The organism is Brachybacterium sp. GU-2 (genome assembly GCF_030866705.2).
Classification (GTDB): domain Bacteria; phylum Actinomycetota; class Actinomycetes; order Actinomycetales; family Dermabacteraceae; genus Brachybacterium; species Brachybacterium conglomeratum.
The window spans coordinates 1,018,950-1,042,864 of record NZ_CP133037.2 but is presented as its reverse complement, the minus strand read 5'-3'; the positions used below and the strand labels follow the sequence as shown (position 1 = coordinate 1,042,864).

The 23,915-nt window shown below is 73.8% G+C and carries 25 protein-coding genes and 1 riboswitch; of the genes, 11 read left to right on the top strand and 14 right to left on the bottom strand.

Features of this window, described 5'->3' with window-relative positions:
* Nucleotides 1-37: 37 nt before the first annotated feature.
* The 4 genes from RBL05_RS04840 (at nucleotide 38) to RBL05_RS04825 (ending at nucleotide 2,749) form a co-directional block, all read left to right on the top strand.
* Complete coding sequence (locus RBL05_RS04840; protein ID WP_308740437.1) at nucleotides 38-658, top strand: disulfide bond formation protein DsbA; 621 nt, start codon at nucleotides 38-40, stop codon at nucleotides 656-658.
* Between the two features lie 65 nt (nucleotides 659-723).
* Nucleotides 724-1,212: a ribose-5-phosphate isomerase gene (locus RBL05_RS04835; protein WP_308740438.1), complete on the top strand. Its 489-nt coding sequence runs from the start codon at nucleotides 724-726 to the stop codon at nucleotides 1,210-1,212.
* Nucleotides 1,212-2,243, top strand: coding sequence for an Fpg/Nei family DNA glycosylase (locus tag RBL05_RS04830; protein ID WP_308740439.1), 1,032 nt, complete (start codon nucleotides 1,212-1,214; stop codon nucleotides 2,241-2,243). The genes RBL05_RS04835 and RBL05_RS04830 overlap by 1 nt, the downstream gene beginning before the upstream one ends.
* 29 nt (nucleotides 2,244-2,272) lie before the next feature.
* Nucleotides 2,273-2,749 (top strand): GNAT family N-acetyltransferase, encoded by a 477-nt coding sequence (locus tag RBL05_RS04825; protein WP_308740440.1) that lies wholly within the window; start codon nucleotides 2,273-2,275, stop codon nucleotides 2,747-2,749.
* Between the two features lie 16 nt (nucleotides 2,750-2,765).
* Here RBL05_RS04825 and RBL05_RS04820 read toward each other — a convergent pair whose 3' ends face one another.
* The 6 genes from RBL05_RS04820 to RBL05_RS04795 all read right to left on the bottom strand — a co-directional run bounded on the left by RBL05_RS04820 (nucleotide 2,766) and on the right by RBL05_RS04795 (nucleotide 9,451).
* A complete protein-coding gene (locus tag RBL05_RS04820; RefSeq protein WP_308740441.1) occupies nucleotides 2,766-3,167 on the bottom strand; it encodes an ankyrin repeat domain-containing protein in 402 nt (133 codons plus the stop codon).
* A 71-nt stretch (nucleotides 3,168-3,238) separates the two neighbouring features.
* Complete coding sequence (locus tag RBL05_RS04815; protein ID WP_318604127.1) at nucleotides 3,239-5,236, bottom strand: ATP-binding cassette domain-containing protein; 1,998 nt, start codon at nucleotides 5,234-5,236, stop codon at nucleotides 3,239-3,241.
* Nucleotides 5,237-5,262: 26 nt separating this feature from the next.
* A complete protein-coding gene (locus tag RBL05_RS04810) occupies nucleotides 5,263-5,844 on the bottom strand; it encodes an ECF transporter S component (RefSeq protein WP_308740443.1) in 582 nt (193 codons plus the stop codon).
* Between the two features lie 47 nt (nucleotides 5,845-5,891).
* Nucleotides 5,892-5,997, bottom strand: a riboswitch (TPP riboswitch).
* Between the two features lie 31 nt (nucleotides 5,998-6,028).
* Nucleotides 6,029-6,595, bottom strand: a complete 567-nt coding sequence (locus tag RBL05_RS04805; RefSeq protein WP_308740444.1) for a hypothetical protein — start codon at nucleotides 6,593-6,595, stop codon at nucleotides 6,029-6,031.
* Nucleotides 6,592-8,616, bottom strand: coding sequence for a M13 family metallopeptidase (locus tag RBL05_RS04800; protein WP_308740445.1), 2,025 nt, complete (start codon nucleotides 8,614-8,616; stop codon nucleotides 6,592-6,594). The genes RBL05_RS04805 and RBL05_RS04800 overlap by 4 nt, the downstream gene beginning before the upstream one ends.
* A gap of 31 nt (nucleotides 8,617-8,647) precedes the next feature.
* Nucleotides 8,648-9,451: a hypothetical protein gene (locus RBL05_RS04795; protein ID WP_308740446.1), complete on the bottom strand. Its 804-nt coding sequence runs from the start codon at nucleotides 9,449-9,451 to the stop codon at nucleotides 8,648-8,650.
* 70 nt (nucleotides 9,452-9,521) lie between these two features.
* Between RBL05_RS04795 and RBL05_RS04790 the strand changes: the two genes are divergently transcribed.
* Both RBL05_RS04790 and RBL05_RS04785 read left to right on the top strand, forming a co-directional pair.
* Complete coding sequence (locus RBL05_RS04790; RefSeq protein WP_308740447.1) at nucleotides 9,522-10,577, top strand: ADP-ribosylglycohydrolase family protein; 1,056 nt, start codon at nucleotides 9,522-9,524, stop codon at nucleotides 10,575-10,577.
* Entirely contained in the window at nucleotides 10,574-11,311 is a 738-nt protein-coding gene (locus RBL05_RS04785; protein WP_308740448.1) for an endonuclease/exonuclease/phosphatase family protein, read from the top strand. The genes RBL05_RS04790 and RBL05_RS04785 overlap by 4 nt, the downstream gene beginning before the upstream one ends.
* Nucleotides 11,312-11,329: 18 nt before the next feature.
* On the opposite strand, the gene RBL05_RS04780 is transcribed toward RBL05_RS04785, so the two are convergent.
* On the bottom strand, nucleotides 11,330-12,088 hold the full coding sequence (locus RBL05_RS04780; protein ID WP_308740449.1) for a PIG-L family deacetylase: 759 nt from the start codon (nucleotides 12,086-12,088) through the stop codon (nucleotides 11,330-11,332).
* Nucleotides 12,085-13,293, bottom strand: coding sequence for a glycosyltransferase (locus tag RBL05_RS04775; RefSeq protein WP_308740450.1), 1,209 nt, complete (start codon nucleotides 13,291-13,293; stop codon nucleotides 12,085-12,087). Before RBL05_RS04775 ends, RBL05_RS04780 begins: the two co-directional genes overlap by 4 nt.
* A 125-nt stretch (nucleotides 13,294-13,418) precedes the next feature.
* Here RBL05_RS04775 and RBL05_RS04770 point away from each other — a divergent pair, with 125 nt between their 5' ends.
* On the top strand, nucleotides 13,419-14,018 hold the full coding sequence (locus RBL05_RS04770) for a class I SAM-dependent methyltransferase (RefSeq protein WP_308740451.1): 600 nt from the start codon (nucleotides 13,419-13,421) through the stop codon (nucleotides 14,016-14,018).
* 61 nt (nucleotides 14,019-14,079) lie between these two features.
* Here the strand turns inward: RBL05_RS04770 and RBL05_RS04765 are convergent, their stop codons facing one another.
* From RBL05_RS04765 to RBL05_RS04755, 3 genes are all read right to left on the bottom strand, one after another.
* On the bottom strand, nucleotides 14,080-15,855 hold the full coding sequence (locus RBL05_RS04765) for an HNH endonuclease (protein WP_308740452.1): 1,776 nt from the start codon (nucleotides 15,853-15,855) through the stop codon (nucleotides 14,080-14,082).
* Between the two features lie 479 nt (nucleotides 15,856-16,334).
* A complete protein-coding gene (locus tag RBL05_RS04760; RefSeq protein WP_308740453.1) occupies nucleotides 16,335-16,754 on the bottom strand; it encodes an SRPBCC family protein in 420 nt (139 codons plus the stop codon).
* Nucleotides 16,751-17,719 (bottom strand): NAD(P)H-binding protein, encoded by a 969-nt coding sequence (locus tag RBL05_RS04755; protein WP_308740454.1) that lies wholly within the window; start codon nucleotides 17,717-17,719, stop codon nucleotides 16,751-16,753. The genes RBL05_RS04760 and RBL05_RS04755 overlap by 4 nt, the downstream gene beginning before the upstream one ends.
* Nucleotides 17,720-17,828: 109 nt before the next feature.
* Here RBL05_RS04755 and RBL05_RS04750 point away from each other — a divergent pair, with 109 nt between their 5' ends.
* The gene (locus RBL05_RS04750) at nucleotides 17,829-18,524 is read left to right on the top strand and encodes a TetR/AcrR family transcriptional regulator (RefSeq protein WP_308740455.1); all 696 of its coding nucleotides are present in this window, start codon (nucleotides 17,829-17,831) and stop codon (nucleotides 18,522-18,524) included.
* Here RBL05_RS04750 and RBL05_RS04745 read toward each other — a convergent pair.
* Nucleotides 18,508-18,846 carry a hypothetical protein gene (locus RBL05_RS04745; RefSeq protein WP_062949467.1) on the bottom strand — a complete coding sequence of 113 codons (339 nt, stop codon included), beginning with the start codon at nucleotides 18,844-18,846 and terminating at the stop codon, nucleotides 18,508-18,510. The two genes, RBL05_RS04750 and RBL05_RS04745, sit on opposite strands and share 17 nt — an antisense overlap.
* Before the next feature lie 133 nt (nucleotides 18,847-18,979).
* Here RBL05_RS04745 and RBL05_RS04740 point away from each other — a divergent pair, with 133 nt between their 5' ends.
* From RBL05_RS04740 to RBL05_RS04730, 3 genes are read left to right on the top strand one after another with little or no spacing between them, the layout of a single operon-like run.
* A complete protein-coding gene (locus RBL05_RS04740; protein ID WP_308740456.1) occupies nucleotides 18,980-19,402 on the top strand; it encodes a DUF6463 family protein in 423 nt (140 codons plus the stop codon).
* Nucleotides 19,403-19,413: 11 nt separating this feature from the next.
* On the top strand, nucleotides 19,414-20,007 hold the full coding sequence (locus RBL05_RS04735) for a class I SAM-dependent DNA methyltransferase (protein ID WP_308740457.1): 594 nt from the start codon (nucleotides 19,414-19,416) through the stop codon (nucleotides 20,005-20,007).
* A gap of 10 nt (nucleotides 20,008-20,017) precedes the next feature.
* Complete coding sequence (locus RBL05_RS04730) at nucleotides 20,018-20,794, top strand: class I SAM-dependent methyltransferase (RefSeq protein ID WP_308740458.1); 777 nt, start codon at nucleotides 20,018-20,020, stop codon at nucleotides 20,792-20,794.
* Between the two features lie 16 nt (nucleotides 20,795-20,810).
* Here RBL05_RS04730 and ilvD read toward each other — a convergent pair whose 3' ends face one another.
* Together ilvD and RBL05_RS04720 are read right to left on the bottom strand one after the other, a co-directional pair.
* Nucleotides 20,811-22,553 carry a dihydroxy-acid dehydratase gene (gene ilvD, locus RBL05_RS04725; RefSeq protein WP_308740459.1) on the bottom strand — a complete coding sequence of 581 codons (1,743 nt, stop codon included), beginning with the start codon at nucleotides 22,551-22,553 and terminating at the stop codon, nucleotides 20,811-20,813.
* Between the two features lie 84 nt (nucleotides 22,554-22,637).
* On the bottom strand, nucleotides 22,638-23,897 hold the full coding sequence (locus tag RBL05_RS04720; protein WP_308740460.1) for an alpha-hydroxy acid oxidase: 1,260 nt from the start codon (nucleotides 23,895-23,897) through the stop codon (nucleotides 22,638-22,640).
* Between the last annotated feature and the right edge of the window lie 18 nt (nucleotides 23,898-23,915).

Here is a 23,915-nt window from a genome sequence, read left to right as displayed (position 1 = left end):
CAATGGGGGCTCACCACCCCCGATCCGAGGAGAGTCCATGACTGCCCGTCGTGTGGAGCTGTTCGTCGACCCCGTCTGCCCCTTCGCCTGGATGACCAGCCGCTGGCTGCTGCACGCCGCCGAGGTGCGCGAGATCGAGCCGGTCTATTCGGTGATGTCGCTGTCCGTCCTCAACGAGGGTCGCGAGCTCGATCCCGGTTATCGCGCCATGATCGACGACTCCTGGGGCCCGGCCCGGCTGGCGATCGCGATCGACGCCGCCGAGGGCAACGAGGCCTTCGCCCGCTGGTACACCGCCTGGGGCGAGCGCTACCACGTCGGCGGTCAGAACGAGGACCGTCGCGCGACCGCCGTCGCCGCGCTCGCCGACGCGGGCCTGCCCGCCGAGCTGATCGAGGCCTACGAGCCGGTCGCCGGCGACGAGACCGACAGGGCGCTGCGCGCCTCGCACGAGGGCGCGATCTCCCGCGTCGGCGACGAGGTGGGCACCCCGGTGATCTCCTTCGGCGAGGGCACCGCCTACTTCGGCCCCGTCGTCTCCCCGGCCCCGAAGGGCGAGGAGGCCGGGAAGCTGCTCGATGCTCTCGCGACCCTCTCCGGGATCGACGGCTTCTACGAGCTCAAGCGTTCCCGCTCCGGCGGCGTCGACTTCAGCTGACCGCAGCACAGCCCGTCCCCGACGGGTCTCCCACCCCCACCCCACGACAGGAAGACAGCCACGACATGCGCGTGCACATCGGCACCGACCACGCCGGCTTCGAGCTGAAGAACCGCCTGGTGACCCAGCTGGAGAAGAAGGGTCACGAGGTCACCGACCACGGCGCCCACGAGTACGACGCCCTGGACGACTACCCGCCCTTCTGCACCGATGTGGGCGAGGCCGTCGTCGCGCAGCCCGGCTCCCTCGGCATCGTCATCGGCGGCTCCGGCAACGGCGAGCAGATCGCGGCGAACAAGGTCACCGGCGTCCGTGCCGCGCTGGTGTGGAACGAGGAGACCGCGCGCCTGGCCCGTGGGCACAACGACGCGAACGTGATCTCCGTCGGCGCGCGCCAGCACTCCGAGGAGGAGCTCGAGGCGCTGATCGACCTGTTCCTGGCCGAGCCGTTCTCCGGCGAGGAGCGCCACCAGCGCCGCATCGACCTGGTCGCCCGCTACGAGACCACCGGCGGCTACAGCGAGGACCAGGGCGCCGGCGCCGACGCGCGCTGATGCCGGAGGGCCATACCGTCCACCGGCTCGCCGCCGCCTTCGCGCGCGGCTTCGGCGGGCAGCGGGTGCGCACCTCCAGCCCCCAGGGACGCTTCTCCGACGCCGCTCGGCTCGACGGCCAGGTGCTGCTCGGCGCCGAGGCGGTGGGCAAGCACCTCTTCCTGTCCTTCGCCCCCACGGCCGACGTCGACCCGGCGGACCCCTCGGTGCGGCACGTCCACGTGCACCTGGGCCTGTACGGGTCCTGGACCTTCGCGGGCGACCCCGGTTTCGCCGGCGCCCACGCGATCGGCGCCCCGCGCCTGCGCGTCGGCGAGCGGGAGGAGGAGAGCGAGGGCACCGTGGACTGGCGGCGGATCGTGCCGCGCGAGACGGTGCGGCTGCGGATCGCCGGCCCCCGCGGCCTCGCCGACCTCACCGGCCCCACCGCCTGCGAGGTGCTGGACGCCGAGGGCCGGCAGCGGGTGCTGGACCGTCTCGGCCCGGACCCGCTGCGCCCGGACCCCGACGGCTCCGCACGGCGCCGCTTCGTCGAGGGGATCCGGCGCTCCCGCACCACGATCGGCGCGCTGCTGATGGACCAGAAGGTCGTCGCCGGGATCGGGAACATCTACCGCGCCGAGCTGCTGTTCCGGGCGAGGCTGGATCCCTTCGTGCCCGGCCGCGATCTCACCGCCGGGATGTGTGAGGAGATGTGGGAGGACCTGGTCGCGCTGATGGCCTACGGCGCGCGGACGGGGCGCATTGTCACCACCCAACCCGAGCACCGACAGATCGAGGCGCGGATCGTCGAACGCTCCCGCGGCACCCGCCAGAACGGGGACGAGGACCCGGACGTGGTGCCGCGCGAGGAGTCCTTCTACGTCTATCACCGCCAGACCCTGCCCTGCCGGCTGTGCGGGACGACGGTGCGCTCGGGGGAGATCGCCGCGCGCACGGTGTTCTGGTGCCCGCGCTGCCAGCGGGTTCGCAGCCGGCGCGCGGGATGGACCCGCGAGCACCCCGCCGCGCCCTGGGCGCTCGCGCGGTGATCGGTGACGACGGCAGTACCCTGACGCCCATGCCCGACCAGCCCGTCGCCCCGCCCGACCTGCACCGCGCCGTCCTCGACGACCTCTCCGCCCGCACCCTGTACCGCCTGGCGACGCTCCGCCAGGACGTGTTCACGATGGAGCAGGGCGCGAGCGACGCGGACCTCGACGGGCGCGAGCTCGAGCCGACCACGGAGCTGCTGTGGCTCGAGGAGGAGGGCGCGCCGATTGCGCACCTGCGCCTGCTGCGGGAGACGGACGGCACGCTCCGCATCGGCCGCGTCGCGGTGCGCGCGGACCGACGCCGCGGCGGCCACGGCCGGCGCCTCATGGTCGCGGCGCTCGAACGGGCCCGGGAGCTCGATCCAGGCGCCGAGGTGCACCTCGACGCCCAGGCATATCTCGAGATGTGGTACGCCTCGATGGGTTTCGAGACGGTGAGCGACGTGTTCCTCGAGGCCGGGATCGAGCACGTCGCGATGGTGCTCCGCCCCGCGAGCACCTGAGCCCGGCCCCGTCGGCTCAGGCGCGGCGCGCCTCGATCAGCTCCACGATCTCGGCCCGCTCGAAGTAGCGTGCCGTCGCCAGGCCGCTCGGCTCGCCGAGGTCCGGATCCGCCCCGGCCTCGAGCAGCGCCCTCGCCACCTCGGTGAAGCCCTTGAAGGCGGCGCCCGCGAGCGGGGACTGGCCGCGGTCGTTCATCAGGTCCACATCGGCGCCGCGGGCGGCGAGCTCGCTCACCAGCGCGGCATGACCGTGATAGGCGGCCAGCATGAGCGGGGAGTTCCCGGCGGCGTCGCGCAGGTTCGCCGGCGCGCCGTGGTCGAGGAAGGCGCGCACGGTCTCGGCGTCGCCCTTCCGGGCGGCGTCGAGCAGGGCGTTGGCGAGCTCGATGAGTTCGGGATCCAGGGAGTCGTCGGTCATCGCCCCAGCGTATTACGCAGCACCGACGAGCATCTCCGCCAGCAGCGGCCACACCAGCAGCCCCGCCGCGATCACGACCCCCAGCAGGTCCGCGGGACCGACGGGGCTCGGCGCCGCCCAGGTGCGGTGCGTCGCGGTCGCGAAGCCGCGGGAGTCCATCGCCAGAGCCTGCTGCTCGGCGCCACGCAGCGTGTCCACGAGCAGGGCGAGGGTGGCGCCCGCGAGCACCCGGGGGAGCGGGGACCGCCGAAGCCGCGGCGAGTGCGGGCCTCGAGGATCGCCGCCCACTGCCGCCCCAGATGCCCCACCCGCACCAGCGCGATCACGGAGGCGGCGACAGGCCGTCCGGGCAGGTGCAGGCGCTGGCCGAGCGCGTCCCCGAGCGGGGTCGGGCGCACGGAGGCGAGGGCCAGCACCCCGGGGGCGACGAAAGCGGTGATCCGCGCGGCCTCCTTCAGGCCGACGAGCCATGCCTCCCCGGACAGCGGCGGCGCCTCGCCCAGCAGCGCCGTGGTCCAGGCGAGCCCCGCCGCAGAGAGCACGATCGGGAGCAGGCGCAGGGCCGCGCCGCGCAGGCTCCGCACCGCCAGCGGGGCGAGCAGCACGGTCGGGGCGAGGGCGAGCAGCCCGCCCTGCCAGCTCTGCACGGCGAAGGAGCCGATCGCGGCGAGGATCCCGATCAGGCTCAGCGTCAGCGGGTTCAGCGCGTCGGCCGGGACCCGGCGGAGCGAGGGCGTGGGGACCGCGCCCGGCGCCGGGGCGGGCAGGTCATGGCGCGCGTCGGCCGCGGCGACGAGGAGCTCGTCGTGGCTCGCGACGAGCACCGCCGTGCCGCGGGCCCTCGCCTCGCGCAGCAGCTCCAGCACCTCGCGGCGCCGCCGGGCGTCCAGGCCCACGGTCGGCTCGTCGAGCACGAGCAGGCCGGGGCGCTGGGCGAGGGCTGCGACGATCGCGAGACGGCGCTGTTCGCCGCCGGAGAGGCGGTGGGGGTGGGCGCCGGCGAGCGGGGCGAGGCCCGCCCGCTGAAGGAGCTCGTCCGCGAGGTCCTCGTCCGTGGCCCAGGGGGAGGCGAGGACCTCCTCCCGCACGGTCGTCGCGACGAAGGAGTGCTCGGGGTCCTGCGGGACGAGGGCGATCCGGGAGGGCTCGGGGCGGGTCACGGTGCCCGCGCCAGGCTCCGCCGCGCCGAGGAGCACGCGCAGCAGGGAGGTCTTGCCCGCACCGGAGGGGCCGGTCAGCACGGTCAGCCGCCCGGAGCGCAGCTCGAGGTCCTGCGGCGCGGTGAGCCCCCGGGCGGGCACGGTGACGCCGTGCAGCGCGGCGACGGCCTCGCCGGGTTCGGCCGGTCCCGGCGCCTCCTCGGCGGCGGTCCCCTCCTCGAGCACTCCCGCCTCGATCAGCACCTCCCGCTGCCGGGAGAGCAGCTCGCCCGGTGCTCCGTCGGCGAGCACCCGGGCGCGAGGGCCGAGCACGATCAGCCGGTCCACGTGCGGCAGCCAGGGCCCGATACGGTGCTCGGAGACGACGAGGGTGCGGCCGCCCGCGACCGTCAGGATCGCCTCTCGCACCTCCTCGGCCGTCGGCGCATCGAGCATGGAGGTCGGCTCGTCCAGGAGCAGCAGGTCGGGGCGCAGGGCCAGCGCACCGGCGAGCGCGATCCGCTGCTGCTGACCGCCCGAGGCGTCCAACGGCGCCCGCTCGGGGTCGAGGTCGACGCGCGCCGCCTCGAGCGCCCGGGCGGCGCGCTCGGTGAGCTCCGGCCGGGGCAGGCCCGCGTTCTCCGGTCCGAAGGCGGCGTCGCGGGCGATGGTCGCGCCGACGAGGGCGTGCACCGGGTTCTGCAGCAGCAGGCCCCGCTCCCCGGGCCGGGAGGGGGCGGGGACGAGCCCCTCGCCGTCCCCATCCTCGGGGTCCAGCAGCCCGGCCAGCGCCCGCAGCACGGTCGACTTCCCGCTGCCGCTCGCCCCGGCCAGCAGCACTCGCTGCCCGGGCGGGATCTCGAGGTCGAGTCCCTCGATGGTCGGCTCGCGCCGGGTCAGCGGCCGCCAGCGCAGCCCGTCGACGTGCACGGACGCCGCCGGGACGGTCCCGGTGCTCAGGCCTCCACCGCGCGGGCCGCCTCCCGGCCCGAGGCCAGGGAGTCCACCGCGCCGGTCGCGATCAGCGCCCGGCTCGCCGCCCAGCCCAGCACCCCGCACAGCAGCGCCCCCGAGAGCAGGAAGAAGGCGAGCATCGTGCCGGAGAAGGCCCAGCTCATCTCCTGGTAGTAGGCGACCTTCTCCCATCCCCATTCGAGCAAGGCCGAGAGCACGCCGCCGAGCACCGCCACGGGCAGGGTGAAGCGCCGGTAGCGGGTGAGCAGGAAGGCGAGCTCGACCCCACCGCCCTGCATGAGACCGGACACGGCGGTGCCCCAGCCCCACTGGCTGCCCAGCAGCATCGAGAGCACGGCGGCGACCATCTCCGCGAGCAGGGCGGCGCCGGGCTTGCGCACCAGCAGCGCGGCGAGCACGGCCGGCAGGAACCAGATCCCCGCCAGCAGCCCCTCGGCAGGCTTGAACGCCGCGGTCAGCGGGCCGATCAGGGTGTAGAGCTGGCCGTAGCCGAGGAAGGCGACCCCGAAGGCCGCCCCGATCAGCACGGTCGCCAGCAGATCGACGGTGCGATAACGGGTCATCACGTCTCCTCCCAAGTCCTGGAAGGGGCGCGGAGCACCGGCGGTGCTCCACGGAAATCCCGACTCCCTACGCCGGTGCGAGCCGGATCAGGTTCGAGGGTCTGCGCCGTCGGCGCACTCTCAGCACCGCACGGTGCTCCCCTGTCAGTGGATGACGAGCAGACAGTCTAGCCCAGGAGCACGCTCAGCGGCGGGCACGGATGGCCTGGTCGATCGCATCGGCGGCCGCCTGGGGGTCGACGGGGGAGAGGATGTAGCAGGTGTCCTTCGTCCCGATGATCTCCACGGTCGTGCCCGGCCGGGTGACCAGCATCCGGTAGGGCCGCTGCTGCTCGGCGACGGTGAAGATCTTCCGCGCGCCGACGGGGGTGAGCTCCTCGGGCTTCGGGGTCATCGCCCTCCCGCGCCGCCAGCCGTAGCCGCCGAGGGCGGCGCCCACGGTGCCGGAGGGGATCTCCCGCAGCTGCACGGTGCGGAAGTCCTCGACCGGCCAGGTGGGACGGGGGAGGAACCCGCCGAGGCTCACGGTGATCCCGCGCTCGTCGACCACGAAGCGGGTGGCCTGGGCCATCCACGTCCACAGCGCCAGCAGCGCGAAGGCGGCGAGCACCGCGATCGCGCCCGGCGCCGAGCCGCGCTGCAGCAGCAGGCCCGACACGATCAGGCCCGCCACCACCGTGACGACGACGCGGGTCCAGCCCACGGAGGAGGGCACCGTCCGCCCGACGTGGAAGGGCGGATCGGGCCTCACCAGATGCTCACCCGGTCCTCGGGGGCGCGGTACATGCCGTCGCCCTCGCGCACGTCGAAGGCCTCGTGGAACTCGTCGAGGTGCCCGGCGACCGTGTTGCAGCGGAACTCCATCGGCGCATGCGGGTCCACGGCGAGGCGGCGGATCGCCTCCTGGGGCCGGTTCCGGCCCCGCCACACGGTCGCCCAGGACCAGAACACGCGCTGCAGGCCGGTGAGTCCGTCGAGCTCGGCCGCGGCCTCCTCCTCGGAGCGGCTGGCGAGATAGGCCTTCACCGCGATGGAGAGCCCGCCGAGGTCGCCGATGTTCTCGCCGATGGTGAGGGCGCCGTTGACGCGGTGGGAGTCGTCGAGCTCGCGCGGGGAGAGCTCCGAGTACTGCGCGATGAGACGGGCGGCGCGGGCGTCGAAGGCCTCGCGGTCCTCCTCCGTCCACCAGGAGACGAGGTTGCCGTCCCCGTCGTACTTCGAGCCCTGGTCGTCGAAGCCGTGGCCGACCTCGTGGCCGATCACCGCGCCGATCCCGCCGAAGTTCACGGCGTCGTCGGCTTCCGCGTCGAAGAACGGGGGCTGGAGGATCGCGGCGGGGAAGACGATCTCGTTCCGGCCGGGGTTGTAGTAGGCGTTGACCGTCTGCGGGGTCATGTGCCACTCGGTCTCGTCCATCGGCCCGCCGACCTTCGAGAACTCGAAGTCCGCCTCGAAGCGGCGGGAGGCGCGGACGGTCGCGACGAGGTCGCCGGGGACGAGCTCGAGGCCGTCGTAGTCGCGCCACTTCTCGGGGTACCCGATCTTCGGGGTGAACCTCTCGAGCTTCGCGAGCGCCTTCTCGCGGGTGGCCGGGGTCATCCAGTCCAACGAGCTGATCGAGTCGCGGTAGGCGTCCATCAGTGCGTCGACCAGCGCGGTCATCCGTTCCTTGTGGGCGGCGGGGAAGTGGCGGGCGACGTACTCGCGGCCGACGGCGAAGCCGACCGCGCCCTCGACCAGGGCCACGCCCCGCTTCCACCGCTCCTTCAGCTCCTCCGCGCCGGAGAGGACGCGGCCGGAGAAGTCGAAGTCCTCCTCGACCAGCGCGGCGGGGAGATAGGGGGCGTAGGAGGAGACGGTGTGCAGGGCGAGCCAGGTGCGGAGCACGGCGAGGTCCTCCCCGGCCAGCAGCTCCGCGGCGGCGGAGACGAACTCGGGCTGGCCGACGGAGACCACGTCGAAGGCCGCGGCCGGCGCGCCGGTGCCCTCGATGTACGCGTCCCAGGGGAAGGCGGGGGCGAGCTCGCGGCGCTGCGCGGCGTCCATGGGGTTGTCGGACTTCTCCCGGTCGCGCAGGCGGACCACGTCGACGTGGCAGGCGGCGAGCCGGGTCTCGAAGTCGAGCACGGCGCGGGCGAGCTCCTCGGGGCCGCCGACGGCGAGCCCGGCACGGCCGGGCAGCTCGGCGAGGCGGGCGAGGTTCGCCAGGTGCGCGGCATAGGCCTCGCGGGTCTCGGCGTGGTGCTCCTCGCGGTAGTAGGACTCGTCGGGCAGGCCGAGGCCTCCCTGATGGATCTTGACCTGGTACTGGGAGGAGTCGTGGTCGTCGGTCCACACATAGGCGAGCACCGCCGAGGCCCCCGAGTCGGGCGCCGCCATCCGGCGCACGAGGCCCTCGAGGTCCCGGATCGCCCCGATCTCGTCGAGCAGGCCGACGAGGCCGGACAGGCCGGCGGCCTCGATCGCCTCGGTGTCCATGAACATGCGGTACAGCGTGCCGATCCGGGCGTGGTCGGTGGTCGGGACCGGCAGGCTCCCCGCCTCGTCCGCGCTGCGCGCGACGTCGTCGGCCGCCTCCTCGACGATCTCCCGCACCCGCTCCTCGGACAGGTCGCGCAGCGCGTGGAAGGCGCCGTCGCTGGACCGGTCGGCGGGCATCACGTGCTCGGCGAGCCAGCGGCCGTTGACGTGGCCGAAGAGGTCGTCCTGGGGGCGGGCGGCGGCGTCGACCTGCTCGAGGTCGAGTCCGGAGGGGAGGGCTGCGGTCATCATCGGCTCCTGCGGGGGTGGTGGGGTCGGTCGGTCAGAGGCTCAGCAGTCCGAGCACGGCCAGGGCGAGGGTCAGCGCGCCGAGGGCGACGGGCATGTACGCCCAGGTGGTGCGGGAGCGCTCCGCCGGAGGCCTGCGCTGGAGGACGAGGGTCGACAGCCCGGTGCCGATCGAGAGCACGGCGGTGCCGACGGCGAGCACGGGCGAGAGGATCACGAGCACGGTCGCGCCGAGCTGGAACATCACGGTGCCGAGCACGTCCAGCAGGCGCATCACGACGGTCTCGCGGGCGCCGACGCGCTGGGAGAGCAGGGTCGAGATCGCCTCCTCGGACCAGTCGCCGGGCGTGGCGATGCGGCGCCGGGTCGCGACGGTCTGCGCGGTCGCCAGCACGATCCACACCAGCGCGCAGCCGGCGCCCACCCACACCCCGAGCTCGGAGCGGATGTCGGCCGGCCACAGCACGAGAGCGAGCAGCACCGCGGCGATGCGCAGCACCTCCTCGAGCACGCTGCGCACCGCGACCAGCCCCGGGTTCACGGCGAGCTGGCGGCGGGTGCGGGCGACGAAGAGGCTCGTCGCGACGAGGGAGACGAGCTGCAGGGCGCCCAGCCCGATGCCCAGCAGCAGCGGCACCGGCGTGGTGGGGGCGAAGGGCAGGATCGCCACCAGCATCACGATCGCGAGGGCGGGGATCAGCAGGGCCTGGATCGACAGGCCCTTGACGAGGTCCCGGACGAGATCCGCCCCGGTGGGGGGATGGTCATGGCCGGTGTGGTCATGGGGATCGTGGGGGTCGTCGCAGTGCGGGCGGGGCTCCGCGGGGGTGTCGGTCATGGGGCTCCTTCTCGGTCCCCACCAGGGTAACGGGGCCCGGCCCGGGCCTGACCTGTGGAACCATGGGCTCGTGAGGACGGACGAGAAGCATTCCCAGGCCCCCGGGCTGACCGCGGCGCAGCGGCAGCGGGCGGTCGGCGCCGTCGTGGCCGCGGCGACCGGGGACGCGCTCGGGGCGCCCTACGAGTTCCAGGCCCCTGTCGTCGACTCCGAGGAGATCGCCATGATCGGCGGCGGCGTGCTCGGCTGGCAGCCGGGGGAGTGGACCGACGACACCTCGATGGCGATCGTCGTGCTCGAAGCCGCTCTAGCCGCCTCCGACCACCATGACCTGCGGCTCGAGTCCGCGCAGGACCACATCGCGCGCGAGTGGTACTCGTGGTCGCTGGGCACCCCGGACATCGGGAACCTCACCTCCCACGTGCTGCGCTCCGCGGCGGACATCGGCCGCGAGGCGGGCCACTACGCGCCGCGCGCGGTCGACTTCCGGGCCGCGGCCGCGAAGGCGCACGAGGACCACCCGACCTCCGCGGGCAACGGCTCCCTGATGCGCGCCCACGCCTCGGTGCTGCCCTATCTGCTCTCCCCGGACGCGGACGCGGCCGAGGCGATCGCCTCGGTGTGCCGCTTGACACACGTGCATCCGGACACGATCGAGGCCTGCATCCTGTGGGGCTTCGCCGTGCGCCACGCGATCCTCACAGGCGAGCTCGACGTGCGCGTCGGCCTCGACCAGCTCGAGCCCGAGCGCCGCACGGTCTGGCAGGATCGGATCGAGGAGGCGGAGGAGTCGACCCCGGTCATGTTCCGCCGCAACGGCTGGGTCGTCGGCGCCTTCCAGGCGGCGTGGGCGGCGATCGCCGGCGTCGGCCCGATCCCCGAGGGGAAGTTCGCCCAGCGCGACGCACTGGTCGCCGCGCTCGAGGCCGCGGCCCGGGCCGGCTACGACACCGACACCGTCGCCTGCATCACCGGCTCCCTGATGGGGGCGGCGCTCGGCCACAAGGCCGTCCCGCCCGAATGGAGGCGAGTCCTGTTCGGCTGGCCCGGCTACGAGGTCGAGGAGCTCGCGAACCTCGTCGAGCGGGTGATCGCCCCGCAGGTGGACGAGGAGCCGATCCCGTGAGCGCCGCCCGAGGCAGTTCGGGGCGCGCTGGCTGGGACCTGCGGATCCTGTCCTGGAACCTGTGGGAGCTGCGCGGCGACCTGCATGCGCTGATCGAGGCGGTCGAGGATCTCGACCCCGACGTGCTCCTGGTCCAGGAGGCGCCCCGCTTCGTGCTGCCCACGACGCGGCTGGCCTGGTTCGCCCGGCGCATCGGCCGACGGGTCCTGGTCGGCGGGCTCGGCGGGCGGGGCCTCGCGATCCTCGCGACCGAGGACGTCGCCGCGCAGGTGATCCGCCGCGGCATGCACCCGGTCACGCAGAGCGTCACGGACCTGAACTCCACCTACCCGCGCGGGGTCGCCGCGGTACGGCTGTCGGTCCCCGGCGGCGGCGAGGTGGTCGTCTCCTCGCTCCACTTCGCGCTGCAGGAGGACAACCGTCTGCGCCATGCCGAGCACGTCGCGGCGCTGGTGCGCGGGGCGGGGGCGCCGGTGATCGTCGGCGGCGACCTGAACGAGACCGCCGACGGCGCGGCGCGCCGTCTGCTGGACCCGCTGCTGCGGGACCCGGCCGGGCAGTCCGAGCACACGTTCCCGGCCGCAGGTCCGGTGCGCCGGATCGACGCGACCCTCGTCGGCGAGGGCGTGCGGGTGCGCGACGCGCGGGCCGTCCGCTCCACCGCGCGGGTCGGCGAGGAGCGGCTCTCGGGCGCCAGCGATCACCTGCCGACGCTGCTGGACGTCAGCGTCTGAGACCCCGGAGCGGGGTGCTCAGCCCCGGAGCCCGGTGCGCAGGGCGACCGTGTCGTCCTGCCCGCCGACGTGCCGGATCGCGAACCCGCCCTCGGCCGGTCCGCGCAGCGTGAGCTGGGTCCGGTAGGAGTCCACCGCCCGCTCCACCGCGTCCGCGGTCTGCGGGAGATCGCGCACCACGGTGCCGGGTGCCGCGGCGTCGCTCGCGATCTGCACCAGCGGCACGCCGGTCCGCTCGGCCGCGGCGACGGCGACGTGATGGGCGCGCACATGGTCGGGATGCCCGTAGGTGCCCTCGTCGTCATAGCCGATCAGCACGTCCGGACGGGACTGCTCCACGAGGGCGACGAGGTCGTCCGCGGCCTGCTCGAGCGGGGCGAGGGAGAAGCTGTCGGGGCCGGCGTCGGGGGAGGGACCGGCGAGCCCCTCGCGCACCCAGGCCATGCCCGAGTCGCGGTAGCGGCGCGGGGCCGCGCCGGCCGCGAGTGCGGGGGCGGTGCCCAGCCAGTGCCGCTCGGCGATCCCGAGCGCGGCGGTCGCGGCATCGATCTCCTGCTCCCGGATCTCCTCGAGGGGGCGCTCGTCCCCGTCGGCGACCGCGCCGGGGACGCTCTCGCCCTCCTCGCCGCGGGTCGCGGTGACGAGCACGACGCGGGTGCCGTCGGCGGCGAGCGCGGCGAGCAGCGCGCCGGTGGAGAGCGACTCGTCGTCGGGATGGGCGTGGACGGCGAGCACGGTGCGTGCGGTCCCGAGCAGCTGCCAGGGGTCGGTGCTCATGCGCGCTCCTCCACGAGTCGGGTGTACTGGGAGGCGAGCGCCTCGGCGGTCGCCTCCCAGGTGCGGGAGGCGGCGAACTCGCGGGCGGCGCGGACCGCCGCCGCGTAGCGGTCCTCGTCGTCGAGGAGCGCTTCGAGGGTCTCGGCCCAGACATCGGGGTCGCGGCTGCCCTGCACCAGGCCGTCGGGCGCGAGGGCCTCCCGCACCCCGCCGGCCGCGCGCCAGGCGAGGACGGGAGTGCCGCTGGCCTGCGCCTCGAGGGCGACGAGGCCGAAGGTCTCCGACCAGCTGGTCAGCAGCAGAGCGCCGGCGCAGCGCATCTCCTCGGCGAGCTGATCGCGGTCCAGGGTGCCGACCATCTCGACCCGGTCCTCGACGCCGAGCTCCTTCGCGAGGGCCCGCAGCGACTCCAGGTACTCGGCGAAGGCGGGGGCGGCGGAGCCGGCCAGCACGAGCCGCGCGCCCCGTGCGGGGTCGAGCCGAGCGAGGACCTCGAGCGCCAGGTCGGGGCCCTTCAGCGGCTCGATCCGCGCGGTGAACAGGAGGGTGGGGCGGTGGCGCCGGGCCTGCACGTCCTCGCAGGGGTGGAAGCGGTCCACGTCCACGCCGGGGCGGACCACGGCGAGGCGCTCTCCGGGAACGCCGTAGCGCTCCACGACGGTGCGCGCCTCCGCGTCGGAGACGGCGATGACCAGGTCGGAGCCGGTCGCGGCGAACTGCTCGCCGGGGATGCGACCCTCGGACTCGGCCGGCTCCCCGGCCTCGAGCGTCGAGGAGCCCTCGGGCGCCGCGACCGAGTGGAAGGACTGCAGGTGGGGGAGGTCCAGCTCCCGGGCGAGGGGCAGGGCGGCGACGCCGCTGAACCAGTGGTGGGAGTGGACCAGGTCGTAGTCGCCGTCGGCGAGGTGCGGCCGCAGCTGCTCGCGGAAGGGCCGGATCATCGCGTCCATGTCGCCCTTGGCGACGGGGGCGGCGGGCCCGGCGTCGAGGTGCAGCAGGCGCACCCCGTCGGCGACCTCGACCACGGCCGGCGCGTCGGGGTCGGAGCGTCGGGTGAAGAGGTCGACGCGGTGGCCCAGCCGGGCGAGGGCGAGGGACTGCTCGAGCACCACGACGTTCATGCCGCCCGCGTCCGCGCCTCCGGGCTCGGTGAGCGGTGAGGTGTGCAGGCAGACCGCGGCGATCCGCAGGGAGGTGGCCGTCATCCCGCCATCCTAGAGGGGTCGCGCGGTGACCCTCCGAGGGGCTCCTGTTCGCCCGTGACGAAATAGGACGCGGCCTGGGTCACGGGAAGTTGAACTGGGAAACAGCATAGTGGAGCCTGACAGACATGGACACGGCGGAGAAGGTTGACTGGGCGGCGCTGAACGCCCACGCCGCGGGCCGTCCCGCCCGTCGGCTCGTGGGGAAGGCGATCTCTGCGGCCGGAGGTGACCGCCGTCCCGGGGTCGTGCTCGATCTGGGGGCCGGCGCCGGTGCCGACTCCCTCCAGTTCGCCCGGCGCGGCTGGCAGGACCATGCCTACGACAGCGACGACACCCTCGCTGCCCGCCTGGTGGAGAACGAGCGCATGAGCGGCTCGGTGACCTTCCACCACACCGACATCCAGGACGTGGCGGAGTTCCCGTCCGCGCAGATCGTCTACTCGACCTACACCCTGGGCCTGCTCGGCCCGGAGGCGCTGCCGGAGGTGTGGGCGAAGCTCGTCGGCGCCCTCCCGCGCGGCGGCGTGATGGCCGTGGACTTCTTCGGCCCCAACGACTCCTGGGCGGAGCTGCCCGATGTCGCCACGCTCCCGCTCCACGAGATCGACGCGATGTTCCGCGACTTCCACGTGATCGACCGCTCGGTGCGCGACGAGGACGGCCGCTTCCTCGCGGAGAAGAAGCATTGGCACGTCATCACGACGCTGGCCCGGAAGGTCCGCTGACCCGGGATCCGGTCGCTCCGTCGGCTGTCAGCGCGAGCGTAGGCGGCGGGGGCGGCGGGAGTCACGGAGTTTCTGCATCGCCGCCGAGCGGGGAGCCCCCGTCCTCCGTCGGGGCGGAGTCGTCCCCAGAGGTATGAGCGGACCCTTCGGCGCGGAGGGGCGGAGGGATCACGCTCGGCGGCGACGAGTAGCCGACGGCGCCGTGCGGGCTGGTCCAGCGATGTCGGGCCGCGCCGTCGGCCCCGGCACCGGCCTCCGCGTCGGCTGCCGTGATCTCCCACTGCCCGTGCTCCTTGGCCAGGTTGCAGCGCACGCACAGGCCCTGGCCGTTCTCGTAGCTGGTCGGCCCGCCGCGGTGATGGGGCACGACGTGGTCGATGTGGCGGATCACCGCATTGCACCAGGGCGTGCGGCAGGTGACGTCCCGCAGACGGATCAGCCGGGAGAGCCCGACGGGGAAGGCGCGCGCCCGGGATTCCATCGCCACCAGCTCGCCCGGGCGCGGACTCGCGTACAGCCGACGGAAGACGGCGGCGGCTTCCTGGTCGGGGTGCTCGATCGGGGCGGAACGGTCCGGTGGATCGCTGGCACCGGCACCGTGTGGATCGTTGGTCCCTACGGGATCGTCCCCCTCGGACGGACCTTCCGCAGCAGGAGTCCCGCTGACGACCGGCGGATCCTCGGACCCCACCTCGCGGATCCGTCCCGGAGGCCGACCCTGCAGGGTGTCGGTGACGACGTGGGCGGGGATCGTTCCGTAGCCCTCGAGCAGGGCGCACTCCTCCTCGTCACCGCGACCGAGCAGCGCCCTGTCGGTGATGACGATGCCGAGGTCGAGCCGTGGCCGGGAGGCGGTGGGGGTGAGGGCGGTGCCCGTGGGGGCTGCTCGCAGCACGGCATCCACCAGCAGGTCCGCCTCGAGGGCGCGTGCGGGTGTGCGGGATCCGGCGGCGCGGAGAGACTCGGAGCGGGCGTGGAGGGTCTGCATCACGGAGGTCGCCTCGAGGCCGGGCAGCACCGCGCTGAGCCGCGCCATCCCGTCGGCCAGCGGCGTCATCGTCACGTGGCGTGCGCGTGCGGCGCGCTCGGCCCGGTCCCGCGAGCCCTCGGGCTCGAGCTGCTGGACCATGCCGCGCAGGTCGGAGGCCAGGCGCTTCCTCCCGCGTCCCTGCAGCGCCTCGGGGTCCTCGGCGATCAGTCGGTCGATCCGTGCACAGGTCTCCGGGGAGGCGCCGTCGAGCGTGGTCGCGACGGTCGAGGCCTGCTCTGCGGTGAGCCGTCCGCTGCGCAGCACAGAGGTGGTGCCGGGCAGCTGCTGGACGAGCCGGCGCGCCGCGGCGAGGGAGTAGGAGCCGGCGGAGGGGGAGGCGCGACGGGCGAGCGAGATCTCGTGGGATGCACCCTTGCCGCGACGGGAGGCGGGGACTTCGTGCGCCTCGTCGTCGCGAGCGATCCTCTGCTCGGCCTGCACCTGCCAGGTCGTGTCGATCGCGGCGAGTGCGGAGCGCAGGTGATCGAGCCCGGCGAGCACGGCGAGGGCCTCCTCGGCGCTGCCGGGGGCAGTGTCCGGCAGCGGATCGCGCGTGGACCGGGTGCGGGTGAAGGCGTGGAGGGTAGAGGTCAGCACCTCGGCGAGGACCGCGCGGGCCGACGGGTCGGCGCCGAGGCCTGCGAGCTGCGCGGCGGCCCGATCCAGGACGTCGACCTCTGCAGGACCGCCGGCCGGCTCAGAACCGCCGTCAGGCCCGGACGCGCGGGCCGACGGGGGCTCTGCGCCGGGGCGGCAGGAGTCCCCACCGGGGCGGTCCCCGTCGTCCTGCCGTCTCGTGTGAGCCATGCCTCCATCGTACGTGTGTGCGATTTGTGACACCAGGACTGAAGGGAATCTGTGGATGAATCCTACGGCCTTCTCGTAAATGTGGACAGAACTGTGGATAACGTGGGTGTGTGGAGGAGAGGTCGAGGTGGCCGTGTCGGCGTCTGTGCGGTGAGAGTGCTGGTCATGCGCGATGCGACGAGTGTTTGCCCGTCGCGCGCGCCCTGCCGGACCCGTCGGAGAAACGGTTCGATGTTGACGCCTTGGGTTGACCGCGGAAAATGCGAGGAAGTGGGCCTGTCAATACCTCGACAAGAATTGTGCACAGCCCCCGACTGTGGAGGAAAGGCGGGCCGCGCGAGCCGGCCGTTCGACCATTTCCCCAGCAGCGTCAGCACCGCTGTCACCCGCCGGTGACCGCTCGCGTCGTCGCTCAGCCCGAGCTTCGCGAAGAGCCGCTGGGTGTGCTTCTCGATCGCTGGGCATCCCTGCCCCGACCCTCAGCCCTGCTCGCAGATCTCCTTCAGCGTCGCCAGGTCCGCGCCGACGGCCTCGGCGTCCTCCGCGAACTCCGCCTCGCTCATCGAGCCGCGGCGCAGGGTGAACACCACCTCGCAGCTCTCCTCCGTCAGCGGCAGCACCCGCAGCGGGTTCAGCACGGACTCGCCGGTGGGCAGGGTGACGGTGTGGTCCACCACGCCCAGATCGTTCTCCGGCACGAAGCTGACCAGCACCCGCCCCATCGGCGAGCTCATCGACCACTGGGAGACCTCCCGCTGCACCTCGCTGCCCGCGAGCCCCGCCGCCCAGCGGGGCAGGTTCCGCGGATCACTCACGTACTCGTACACGCGACGCCAGGGGCGGTCGATCACGATCGACAGGTGGCGGGAGGGGCCGGCGGCGGGGGTGGAGTCGCTCATGGGGCGACGCTAACAGCCTTCGTGTCGCGAGCGCCCTGCGCCGCCCTGACCGTCGCGCCGACCGCGTCCTCCCAGCTCGTCGCGACGAGCCCCTCCTCCCGTTCGAGACGCCCCGGCACCTGCGCGCACGGCCCGTACCAGAGCCCGGAGATCCCGTGGAGCTCACGGGCGAAGGTGTTGAACGGCGCGAGCAGGGTCAGTGCCGCCCGAGGGATCGGGATCGGCCGACGGGCGGGCGCGCCGACGAGCCGGGACACCTCCGCGATCAGCTCCCGCTGGGTGCGGGCGGGGGCGGCAGGGGCGTTCAGCACCGCATCGCCCGCGGCCCCGGTCAGGTGCTCGGCGCGGCGGGCGGCGTGGAGCATCGCCGCCGCGAGATCCGGCACATGGGTGAGGGTGTGCGGCGCGTCGGCCCGGCCGAACAGGATCGCGCGACGCCCCGCGAGCAGCGGCTCGATCACCATCGCGGTCGCGACCGCCGCTCCGGTGCCGACGGTGCTCGGCCCGATCAGGTCCGAGGCGATGACGCTGAGGGTGCGGGCCCGGTGCGCACGGCGCGCGGCCAGCAGCTCCACCCGCACCCGTCCCTTCTCGTCCTGCGGACTGGGCGAGGCGTCCTCCGTGAGGAACGCGGCCTCGCCCTGGAAGCCGTAGAAGGACTCGGGGAGGACGACGGGGATCCCGCGCTCGGCGGCCGCGTCGAGCACGGCGAGCTCGCGGGGCGGGAGCTGCTGGCGCCAGAGCCGGGCGTCGTAGGGGGCGTGGAAGGTGGCCATGACGGCGTCGGCGCCGTCGATCGCGGCCCCGAGCGCCGCCGGGTCGAGCACGTCCCCGGCGACGCGCCGGATCCCGGGGGAGGGGTCCTTCGCGGTGCGGCGCAGCACGGTGACGGTGTCGCCGTCCGCGAGCGCCCGCTCGATGATCGCGCGGCCGATCTGTCCTTCTCCGATGACGAGGTGATGCATGACTGCCTCCCGAATGTGAGCACTGCTCTCTGTTCTGTCGAGAACAGTGAACACCGCTCTCGGTTCGACGTCAAGAGCAGTGCTCTCGGAGTGTGGGAGGATGCGGAGCATGAACGCCGCACCGACATCCCGCGCCCTCGCCCGGGAGCGCACCATGGCCCGCATCGTCGAGCTCGGGAACGCCCAGCTCGCCGAGAGCGGCGTCGCCGGCCTCAGCGTCCGCGAGATCGCCCGCGGCCTCGGCATGGTCTCCTCGGCGGTCTACCGCTACGTGGCCAGCCGCGACGAGCTGCTGACGCTGCTGATCGTCGACGCCTACGAGGACCTAGCCGCCGCGGTCGAGGAGCGTCTCGCGGGCGCCGGCGACGAGCCGCGCGAGCGCTTCCTCGCCCTCGGCGGGGCGATGTCGAGCTGGGCGCTCGCCGCCCCGGAGCGCTGGTCGCTGCTGTACGGCACCCCGGTCCCGGGCTACGCGGCGCCGTCGGAGACCACGAACGCGCCCGGCACGCAGGTGACCCGCGAGGTGCTCGCGATCGCGGCCGACGCGGCCCGGGGGGATCGACCGCTCGGCGAGTCGCCGGCGCTCGCCCCTGCGGTCTCGGAGCTGCTGGACCGGCATCTGACGGAGTTCGCGATCGAGGCGGACGCCGCGACCGCCGCCCGCGCCGTCACGGCCTGGTCGGGACTCGTCGGTGTGATCAGCGCCCACCTGTTCGGCCAGCTCGGCCCCGATGCGGTCGCCCTCGGAGAGGACATCCTCCGCCCCCAGATCGAGATCCTCGCGGACCTCATCGCACCGCGCTGAGCGACCTGCCCGTCGCGTCCTCGTCGAGCGCGGCCAGGACGACCCGGACGATCGCGCTCGGCGTCGCGGGCTCTCGCACCCGCGCGCCCGCCGCCGACGGTGCGACCACGACCCAGCGGGGCGTGCCTCGTCGGCGCATCCTGCCGATCTCGACGCTCCCGCCCCTGCGCAGCGGGATCACGAGCGCACCGCTCGGGCCGACGGCGAGGCGAGCGCCCAGCTCTGGACGCTGCGCGAGCAGGAGCGCGCGGATCCGCTCGCGCTCGGCCCGCACCGCATCGGCGGGGACGGAGCGCGCAGCAGAGCGGCGCGACGGCGACATGCTCACGAGCCTAGGAGCGGGGTGCGACGGACGAGCGGAGCGACGCGGTCGGCCCCGCCGTTCCCCCGCACGGGGGTGCGCAGTCGCTCGCGGGAGGGAGGCGGGCGGGACGGGCGAGGGCGAGGCTCGTCCCATGAGCACCACCACCGACACCCCCGCCCTCCGCACCCGCCCCCGTCCCGACCGCCTCACGACGGCCGCCGGCTGGAGCCTCCTCGCGATCTGCGCCCTGCACACGCTCGCCTTCTCGCTCCATCCGTACTGGGCCGACTGGCTCGCCGGACCGCTGCGCACCACCGAGGCGAGCCTCGACGAGGCGGCGCAGTTCTGGGGGCTGCCCGGCGGGTTCGTCCTCCCCGGCGTCCTGCTCGCCCTGCTGCTGATCCGTCTGGGGAGGCAGGGAGGGCGAGCACCCGCGGCGTTCGGGCCCGTGCTCGGGCTCTGGGCCCTGGGCTGCGTGTGGATCCTCGGACCCAGCGGGTTCCTGTTCGTCCTGGTCCCTGCCGCGCTGCTCGTCCTCGCGCGCCTGAAGGGCGGCCCTGCCGCTGCCGCCTAGGATCCTCGTCCATGACCGCACTGGAGGCCTACGCCCGCCGCGCCGAGGAGTACACCGCGCTGCTCGGCAGCGTCGAGGCGATGGCCCCGGCGGACGTCCGACGGATCGAGACCTGGGCCCGCACGGCCTGTGGGCCGCTGCTCGACCTCGGCTGCGGCCCCGGACACTGGACCGCGCACCTCGCTGCGCTCGGCCACGAGGTCGAGGGCTGGGACCCGGTGGCGGAGTTCGTGCGGAGCGCCCGGGACCGCCGTCCCGGGACGGCCTATCGCCGGGCCGCGCTCGCCGACCTCGAAGGGCACCCGGGCACCTGGGGCGGGATCCTCGCCTGGTACTCGCTGATCCACCTCGAGCCCGCGGCGATGCCCGGCGCCCTCGCCGCGCTGCACCGGGCCCTGCGCCGCGGCGGGACCCTGCTGCTGGGGTTCTTCGACGGGGCGCGGCAGGAGCCCTTCGACCACGCCGTCGCGCCGGCGCAGCACTGGCCCGTCGGCCGGATGACCGAGCTCGTGGAGGCGGCGGGGTTCGAGGTCCTCGATGTCGAGACGCGCACGGACCCGGGCGCCCGGCCGCACGCGGCCGTCCACGCCCGAGCCCCTCACTAGGCTGACCCCCATGGCACAGCGCATGCAGGACGGCAGCGCGGGAGACGCGGACTACGGCGCCCTCGGGTCCACCTACTCCCGCTACCGACGCCCCGACCCGCGGCTCGCCGCCGTGATCACCCAGGCGCTCGGCGAGGCGCGCACCGTGCTCAACGTCGGCGCCGGGGCGGGCTCCTACGAGCCGACGGACCGTGAGGTCATCGCCGTCGAGCCCTCCGCCGTGATGCGGGCCCAGCGCCCCGCCCACCTGGCCCCGGCCGTGGACGCGACCGCCGAGCAGCTGCCCTTCGCCGACGACTCCTTCGACGCCGCCATGACCACCTTCAGCGTCCACCAGTGGCAGGACCTTCCTGCGGGCCTGGCCGAGCTGCGCCGCGTGACGCGCGGCCCGGTCGTGATCCTCACCTGCGACCCGGCCCGCGTGCAGGAGTTCTGGGTGCGGGAGTACGCGCCGGAGGTGCTCGAGGTCGAGGCGCGCCGCTGCCCGTCGCCGGAGGCGCTCGCCGAGGGGCTCGGCGGCAGCGTCTCGATCAGCACCGTGCTGATCCCGCAGGGCTGCACCGACGGGTTCACCGAGGCGTACTACGGACGGCCCGAGCACCTGCTCGATACCGAGGCGCAGCGCGCCTGCTCCGCCTGGAGCCTCGTCGAGCCTGCGGTGATCGACCGCTTCACCCGGGAGCTCGCCGGGGACCTGCTCGACGGCACCTGGGACGCCAGACACGGCGCGCTGCGCACGCTGCCGCGCTACGAGGGGTCCCTCGTGCTGCTCGTCGCCGAGCCCTGAGCCGTCCCCGCCCCGCTCAGTCCCCGAGGATCGCGCCGCGCGAGGCGGACTTCACGAGCTTCACGTACTTGCCCAGCACGCCCTTGGTGAACTTCGGCGGCAGCGGCTCCCAGCCCTCCTGCCGCGCGGCGAGCTCCGCCTCGTCGACCAGCAGGTCGAGGGTGCCCGCACCGACGTCCAGCCGGATCCGGTCCCCGTCGCGCACGAACGCGATCGGCCCGCCGTCCACCGCCTCCGGGGCGATGTGGCCGACGCACAGGCCCGTCGTCCCGCCGGAGAAGCGGCCGTCCGTCATCAGCAGCACGTCCTTGCCGAGCCCGGCGCCCTTGATCGCGCCGGTGATCGCGAGCATCTCGCGCATGCCCGGCCCGCCCTTGGGGCCCTCGTAGCGGATCACCACCACGTCGCCGTGGTCGATCGTGCCGTCGTTCAGCGCGTCCAGCGCATGCTGCTCCCGCTCGAACACGCGCGCGGTCCCCTCGAAGACGTCCTCCTCGAAGCCCGCGGACTTCACCACCGCGCCCTCGGGGGCGAGCGAGCCGTGCAGGATCGTGATCCCGCCGGTCGGGGCGATCGGCGCGGTCGCCGGGCGCAGCACGGTCCCGTCGGCCGGGCGGGGCTTCAGCACCTCGAGGTTCTCGCCGATCGTGCGACCGGTGACGGTCAGGCAGTCCCCGTCCAGCAGGCCCTCGTCCAGCAGCGTCTTCATCACCACCTGGATGCCGCCCACGTGGTCGACGTCGTTCATGACGTAGCGGCCGTAGGGCTTGAGGTCCGCGAGGTGCGGCACCTTCGCACCGATCCGGGCGAAGTCCTCAAGGGTGAGGTCCACGCCCGCCTCGTGCGCGATCGCGAGCAGGTGCAGCACTGCGTTGGTCGAGCCGCCGAAGGCCTGCACCACGCTGATCGCGTTCTCGAAGGCGGCCTTGGTCATGATGTCGGAGGTCGTGATGCCCTGCCTCAGCATCCCCACCACGGCCTCGCCCGCCCGGCGCGCGTCGGCGTCGCGGCGCCGGTCGGCCGACGGGGGAGTGGCCGAGCCGGGGATCGACATGCCGATCGACTCGGCGACCGTCGCCATGGTGTTCGCGGTGTAGAAGCCGCCGCAGGCGCCCTCGCCCGGGCAGATGGAGCGCTCGATCCGGCCGACGTCCTCCCGGCTCATCAGCCCGCGGGCGCAGGCGCCGACGGCCTCGAAGCCGTCGATGATCGTCACGTCCTTCTCCGTGCCGTCGGAGAGCGCGGCGCGGCCGGGCATGATCGTGCCCGCGTAGACGAAGACGCTCGCGAGATCGAGCCGCGCCGCGGCCATCAGCATCCCCGGCAGGGACTTGTCGCAGCCGGCCAGCAGCACGGAGCCGTCGAGCCGCTCGGCGAGCATCACCGTCTCGACGCTGTCGGCGATGATGTCGCGGGAGACGAGGGAGTAGTGCATGCCCTCGTGCCCCATCGAGATCCCGTCGGAGACCGAGATGGTGCCGAACTGCAGCGGGTACCCGCCGCCGGAGTGCACGCCCTCCTTCGCGGCCTGGGCGAGCCGGTCCAGCGACAGGTTGCAGGGGGTGATCTCGTTCCAGGAGCTCGCGATGCCGATCTGGGGCTTGTCCCAGTCCGCATCGCCCATCCCCACCGCGCGCAGCATGCCGCGGGAGGTGGTGGCGGCCAGACCGTCGGTGACCGTGCGGCTGCGCGGCTTGATGTCCGGGGCGCTGCGGTCGTCGAGGGAGGGAGCGGCAGGGGCGGCGTCGTCGGGGGTCATGGCTCGACCCTAGGACTCCGCGCCGCTGATGTACACGGCCGGCGGGGCGCGTCGGACCGGCCGACGCGCCCCGCGGCGGGCCGGTCAGAGAACCCGGGAGCGGCGCTCCTCCTCGCCGAGGCGGGTGAGGCGGCCGAGCTGCGTGACGTGCTGCGGACCGAGATCGGCGAGGGTGGGGACCTGCAGCAGCTTCATGGTCTGCTCGACCTGGCTCGCGAGGATCTCGATGGTGCGGTCCACGCCTTCCTTGCCGCCGGCCATGAGCCCGTAGAGGTAGGCGCGGCCGATCATCGTGAAGTCGGCGCCCAGCGCGATCGCGGCGACGATGTCGGCACCGCTGCGGATGCCGGTGTCCAGGATGATCTCGACGTCCTTGCCGATCTCGCGCGCCACCTCGGGCAGAAGATGGAAGGGCACGGGGGCGCGGTCCAGCTGGCGGCCGCCGTGGTTGGAGAGCACGACCGCGTCGACGCCGAGGTCGGCGAGCTTCTTCGCGTCCTCGAGGGTCTGGACCCCCTTGACCGCGAACTTCCCGGGCCACATCTTCCGGATCTCGGCGAGGTCCTCGAAGTCGATCGAGGGATCCATCGCGGAGTTCAGCAGCTCCCCGACGGTGCCGCCGGTCTCCGAGAGGGAGGCGAACTCGAGCTTCGCCGTGGTCAGGAAGTCCCACCACCACCAGGGGCGCGGGATCGCGTTGACGACGGTGCCGAGGCTGAGCTGCGGCGGGATCGAGAAGCCGTTGCGGGAGTCGCGCAGCCGTGCACCGGCCACGGGGGTGTCCACCGTGAAGAAGAGGGTGTCGAAGCCGGCCTCGGCGGCGCGCTCCACCAGGCCGTAGGAGATCTCCCGCTGGCGCATCACGTAGAGCTGGAACCAGTTGCGACCCAGCGGGTTGGCCTCCTTGACGTGCTCGATCGAGGTCGTGCCCAGGGTCGAGAGGGTGAAGGGGATACCGGCCTCGCCGGCCGCCGAGGCACCTGCGATCTCGCCCTCGGTCTGCATCAGGCGGGTGAAGCCGGTGGGGGCGATGCCGAAGGGCTGCGCGGAGCTGCCGCCGAGGATCTGGGTGGTGGTGTCCACCGAGGAGACGTCGTTCAGGATCGAGGGGTGGAACTCGATGTCCTCGAAGGCCTCGACGGAGCGGCGCATCGAGATCTCCCGCTCGGCGGCGCCGTCGGTGTAGTCGAAAGCCGCGGCGGGAGTGCGTCGCTTCGCGATCGTGCGCAGGTCCTCGATCGTGAGCGCCGAGGAGAGCCGTCGCCGCTTGGGGTCGAGGTCGATCTTCTTGAACTTCATGAGCTCGAGAAGCTCGGAGGGGCGGGGGATCTGACGCTGGACCATGGGTCCTCCTTCGTGTCG

Coding starts and splice junctions, on each gene's coding strand:
- RBL05_RS04840 (WP_308740437.1), top strand. CDS start 38: ATGACTGCCCGTCGTGTGGAGCTGTTCGTCGACCCCGTCTGCCCCTTC.
- RBL05_RS04835 (WP_308740438.1), top strand. CDS start 724: ATGCGCGTGCACATCGGCACCGACCACGCCGGCTTCGAGCTGAAGAAC.
- RBL05_RS04830 (WP_308740439.1), top strand. CDS start 1,212: ATGCCGGAGGGCCATACCGTCCACCGGCTCGCCGCCGCCTTCGCGCGC.
- RBL05_RS04825 (WP_308740440.1), top strand. CDS start 2,273: ATGCCCGACCAGCCCGTCGCCCCGCCCGACCTGCACCGCGCCGTCCTC.
- RBL05_RS04820 (WP_308740441.1), bottom strand. CDS start 3,167: ATGACCGACGACTCCCTGGATCCCGAACTCATCGAGCTCGCCAACGCC.
- RBL05_RS04810 (WP_308740443.1), bottom strand. CDS start 5,844: ATGACCCGTTATCGCACCGTCGATCTGCTGGCGACCGTGCTGATCGGG.
- RBL05_RS04800 (WP_308740445.1), bottom strand. CDS start 8,616: ATGATGACCGCAGCCCTCCCCTCCGGACTCGACCTCGAGCAGGTCGAC.
- RBL05_RS04795 (WP_308740446.1), bottom strand. CDS start 9,451: ATGACCGACACCCCCGCGGAGCCCCGCCCGCACTGCGACGACCCCCAC.
- RBL05_RS04780 (WP_308740449.1), bottom strand. CDS start 12,088: ATGAGCACCGACCCCTGGCAGCTGCTCGGGACCGCACGCACCGTGCTC.
- RBL05_RS04775 (WP_308740450.1), bottom strand. CDS start 13,293: ATGACGGCCACCTCCCTGCGGATCGCCGCGGTCTGCCTGCACACCTCA.
- RBL05_RS04770 (WP_308740451.1), top strand. CDS start 13,419: ATGGACACGGCGGAGAAGGTTGACTGGGCGGCGCTGAACGCCCACGCC.
- RBL05_RS04765 (WP_308740452.1), bottom strand. CDS start 15,855: ATGGCTCACACGAGACGGCAGGACGACGGGGACCGCCCCGGTGGGGAC.
- RBL05_RS04760 (WP_308740453.1), bottom strand. CDS start 16,754: ATGAGCGACTCCACCCCCGCCGCCGGCCCCTCCCGCCACCTGTCGATC.
- RBL05_RS04755 (WP_308740454.1), bottom strand. CDS start 17,719: ATGCATCACCTCGTCATCGGAGAAGGACAGATCGGCCGCGCGATCATC.
- RBL05_RS04750 (WP_308740455.1), top strand. CDS start 17,829: ATGAACGCCGCACCGACATCCCGCGCCCTCGCCCGGGAGCGCACCATG.
- RBL05_RS04745 (WP_062949467.1), bottom strand. CDS start 18,846: ATGTCGCCGTCGCGCCGCTCTGCTGCGCGCTCCGTCCCCGCCGATGCG.
- RBL05_RS04740 (WP_308740456.1), top strand. CDS start 18,980: ATGAGCACCACCACCGACACCCCCGCCCTCCGCACCCGCCCCCGTCCC.
- RBL05_RS04735 (WP_308740457.1), top strand. CDS start 19,414: ATGACCGCACTGGAGGCCTACGCCCGCCGCGCCGAGGAGTACACCGCG.
- RBL05_RS04730 (WP_308740458.1), top strand. CDS start 20,018: ATGGCACAGCGCATGCAGGACGGCAGCGCGGGAGACGCGGACTACGGC.
- ilvD (WP_308740459.1), bottom strand. CDS start 22,553: ATGACCCCCGACGACGCCGCCCCTGCCGCTCCCTCCCTCGACGACCGC.
- RBL05_RS04720 (WP_308740460.1), bottom strand. CDS start 23,897: ATGGTCCAGCGTCAGATCCCCCGCCCCTCCGAGCTTCTCGAGCTCATG.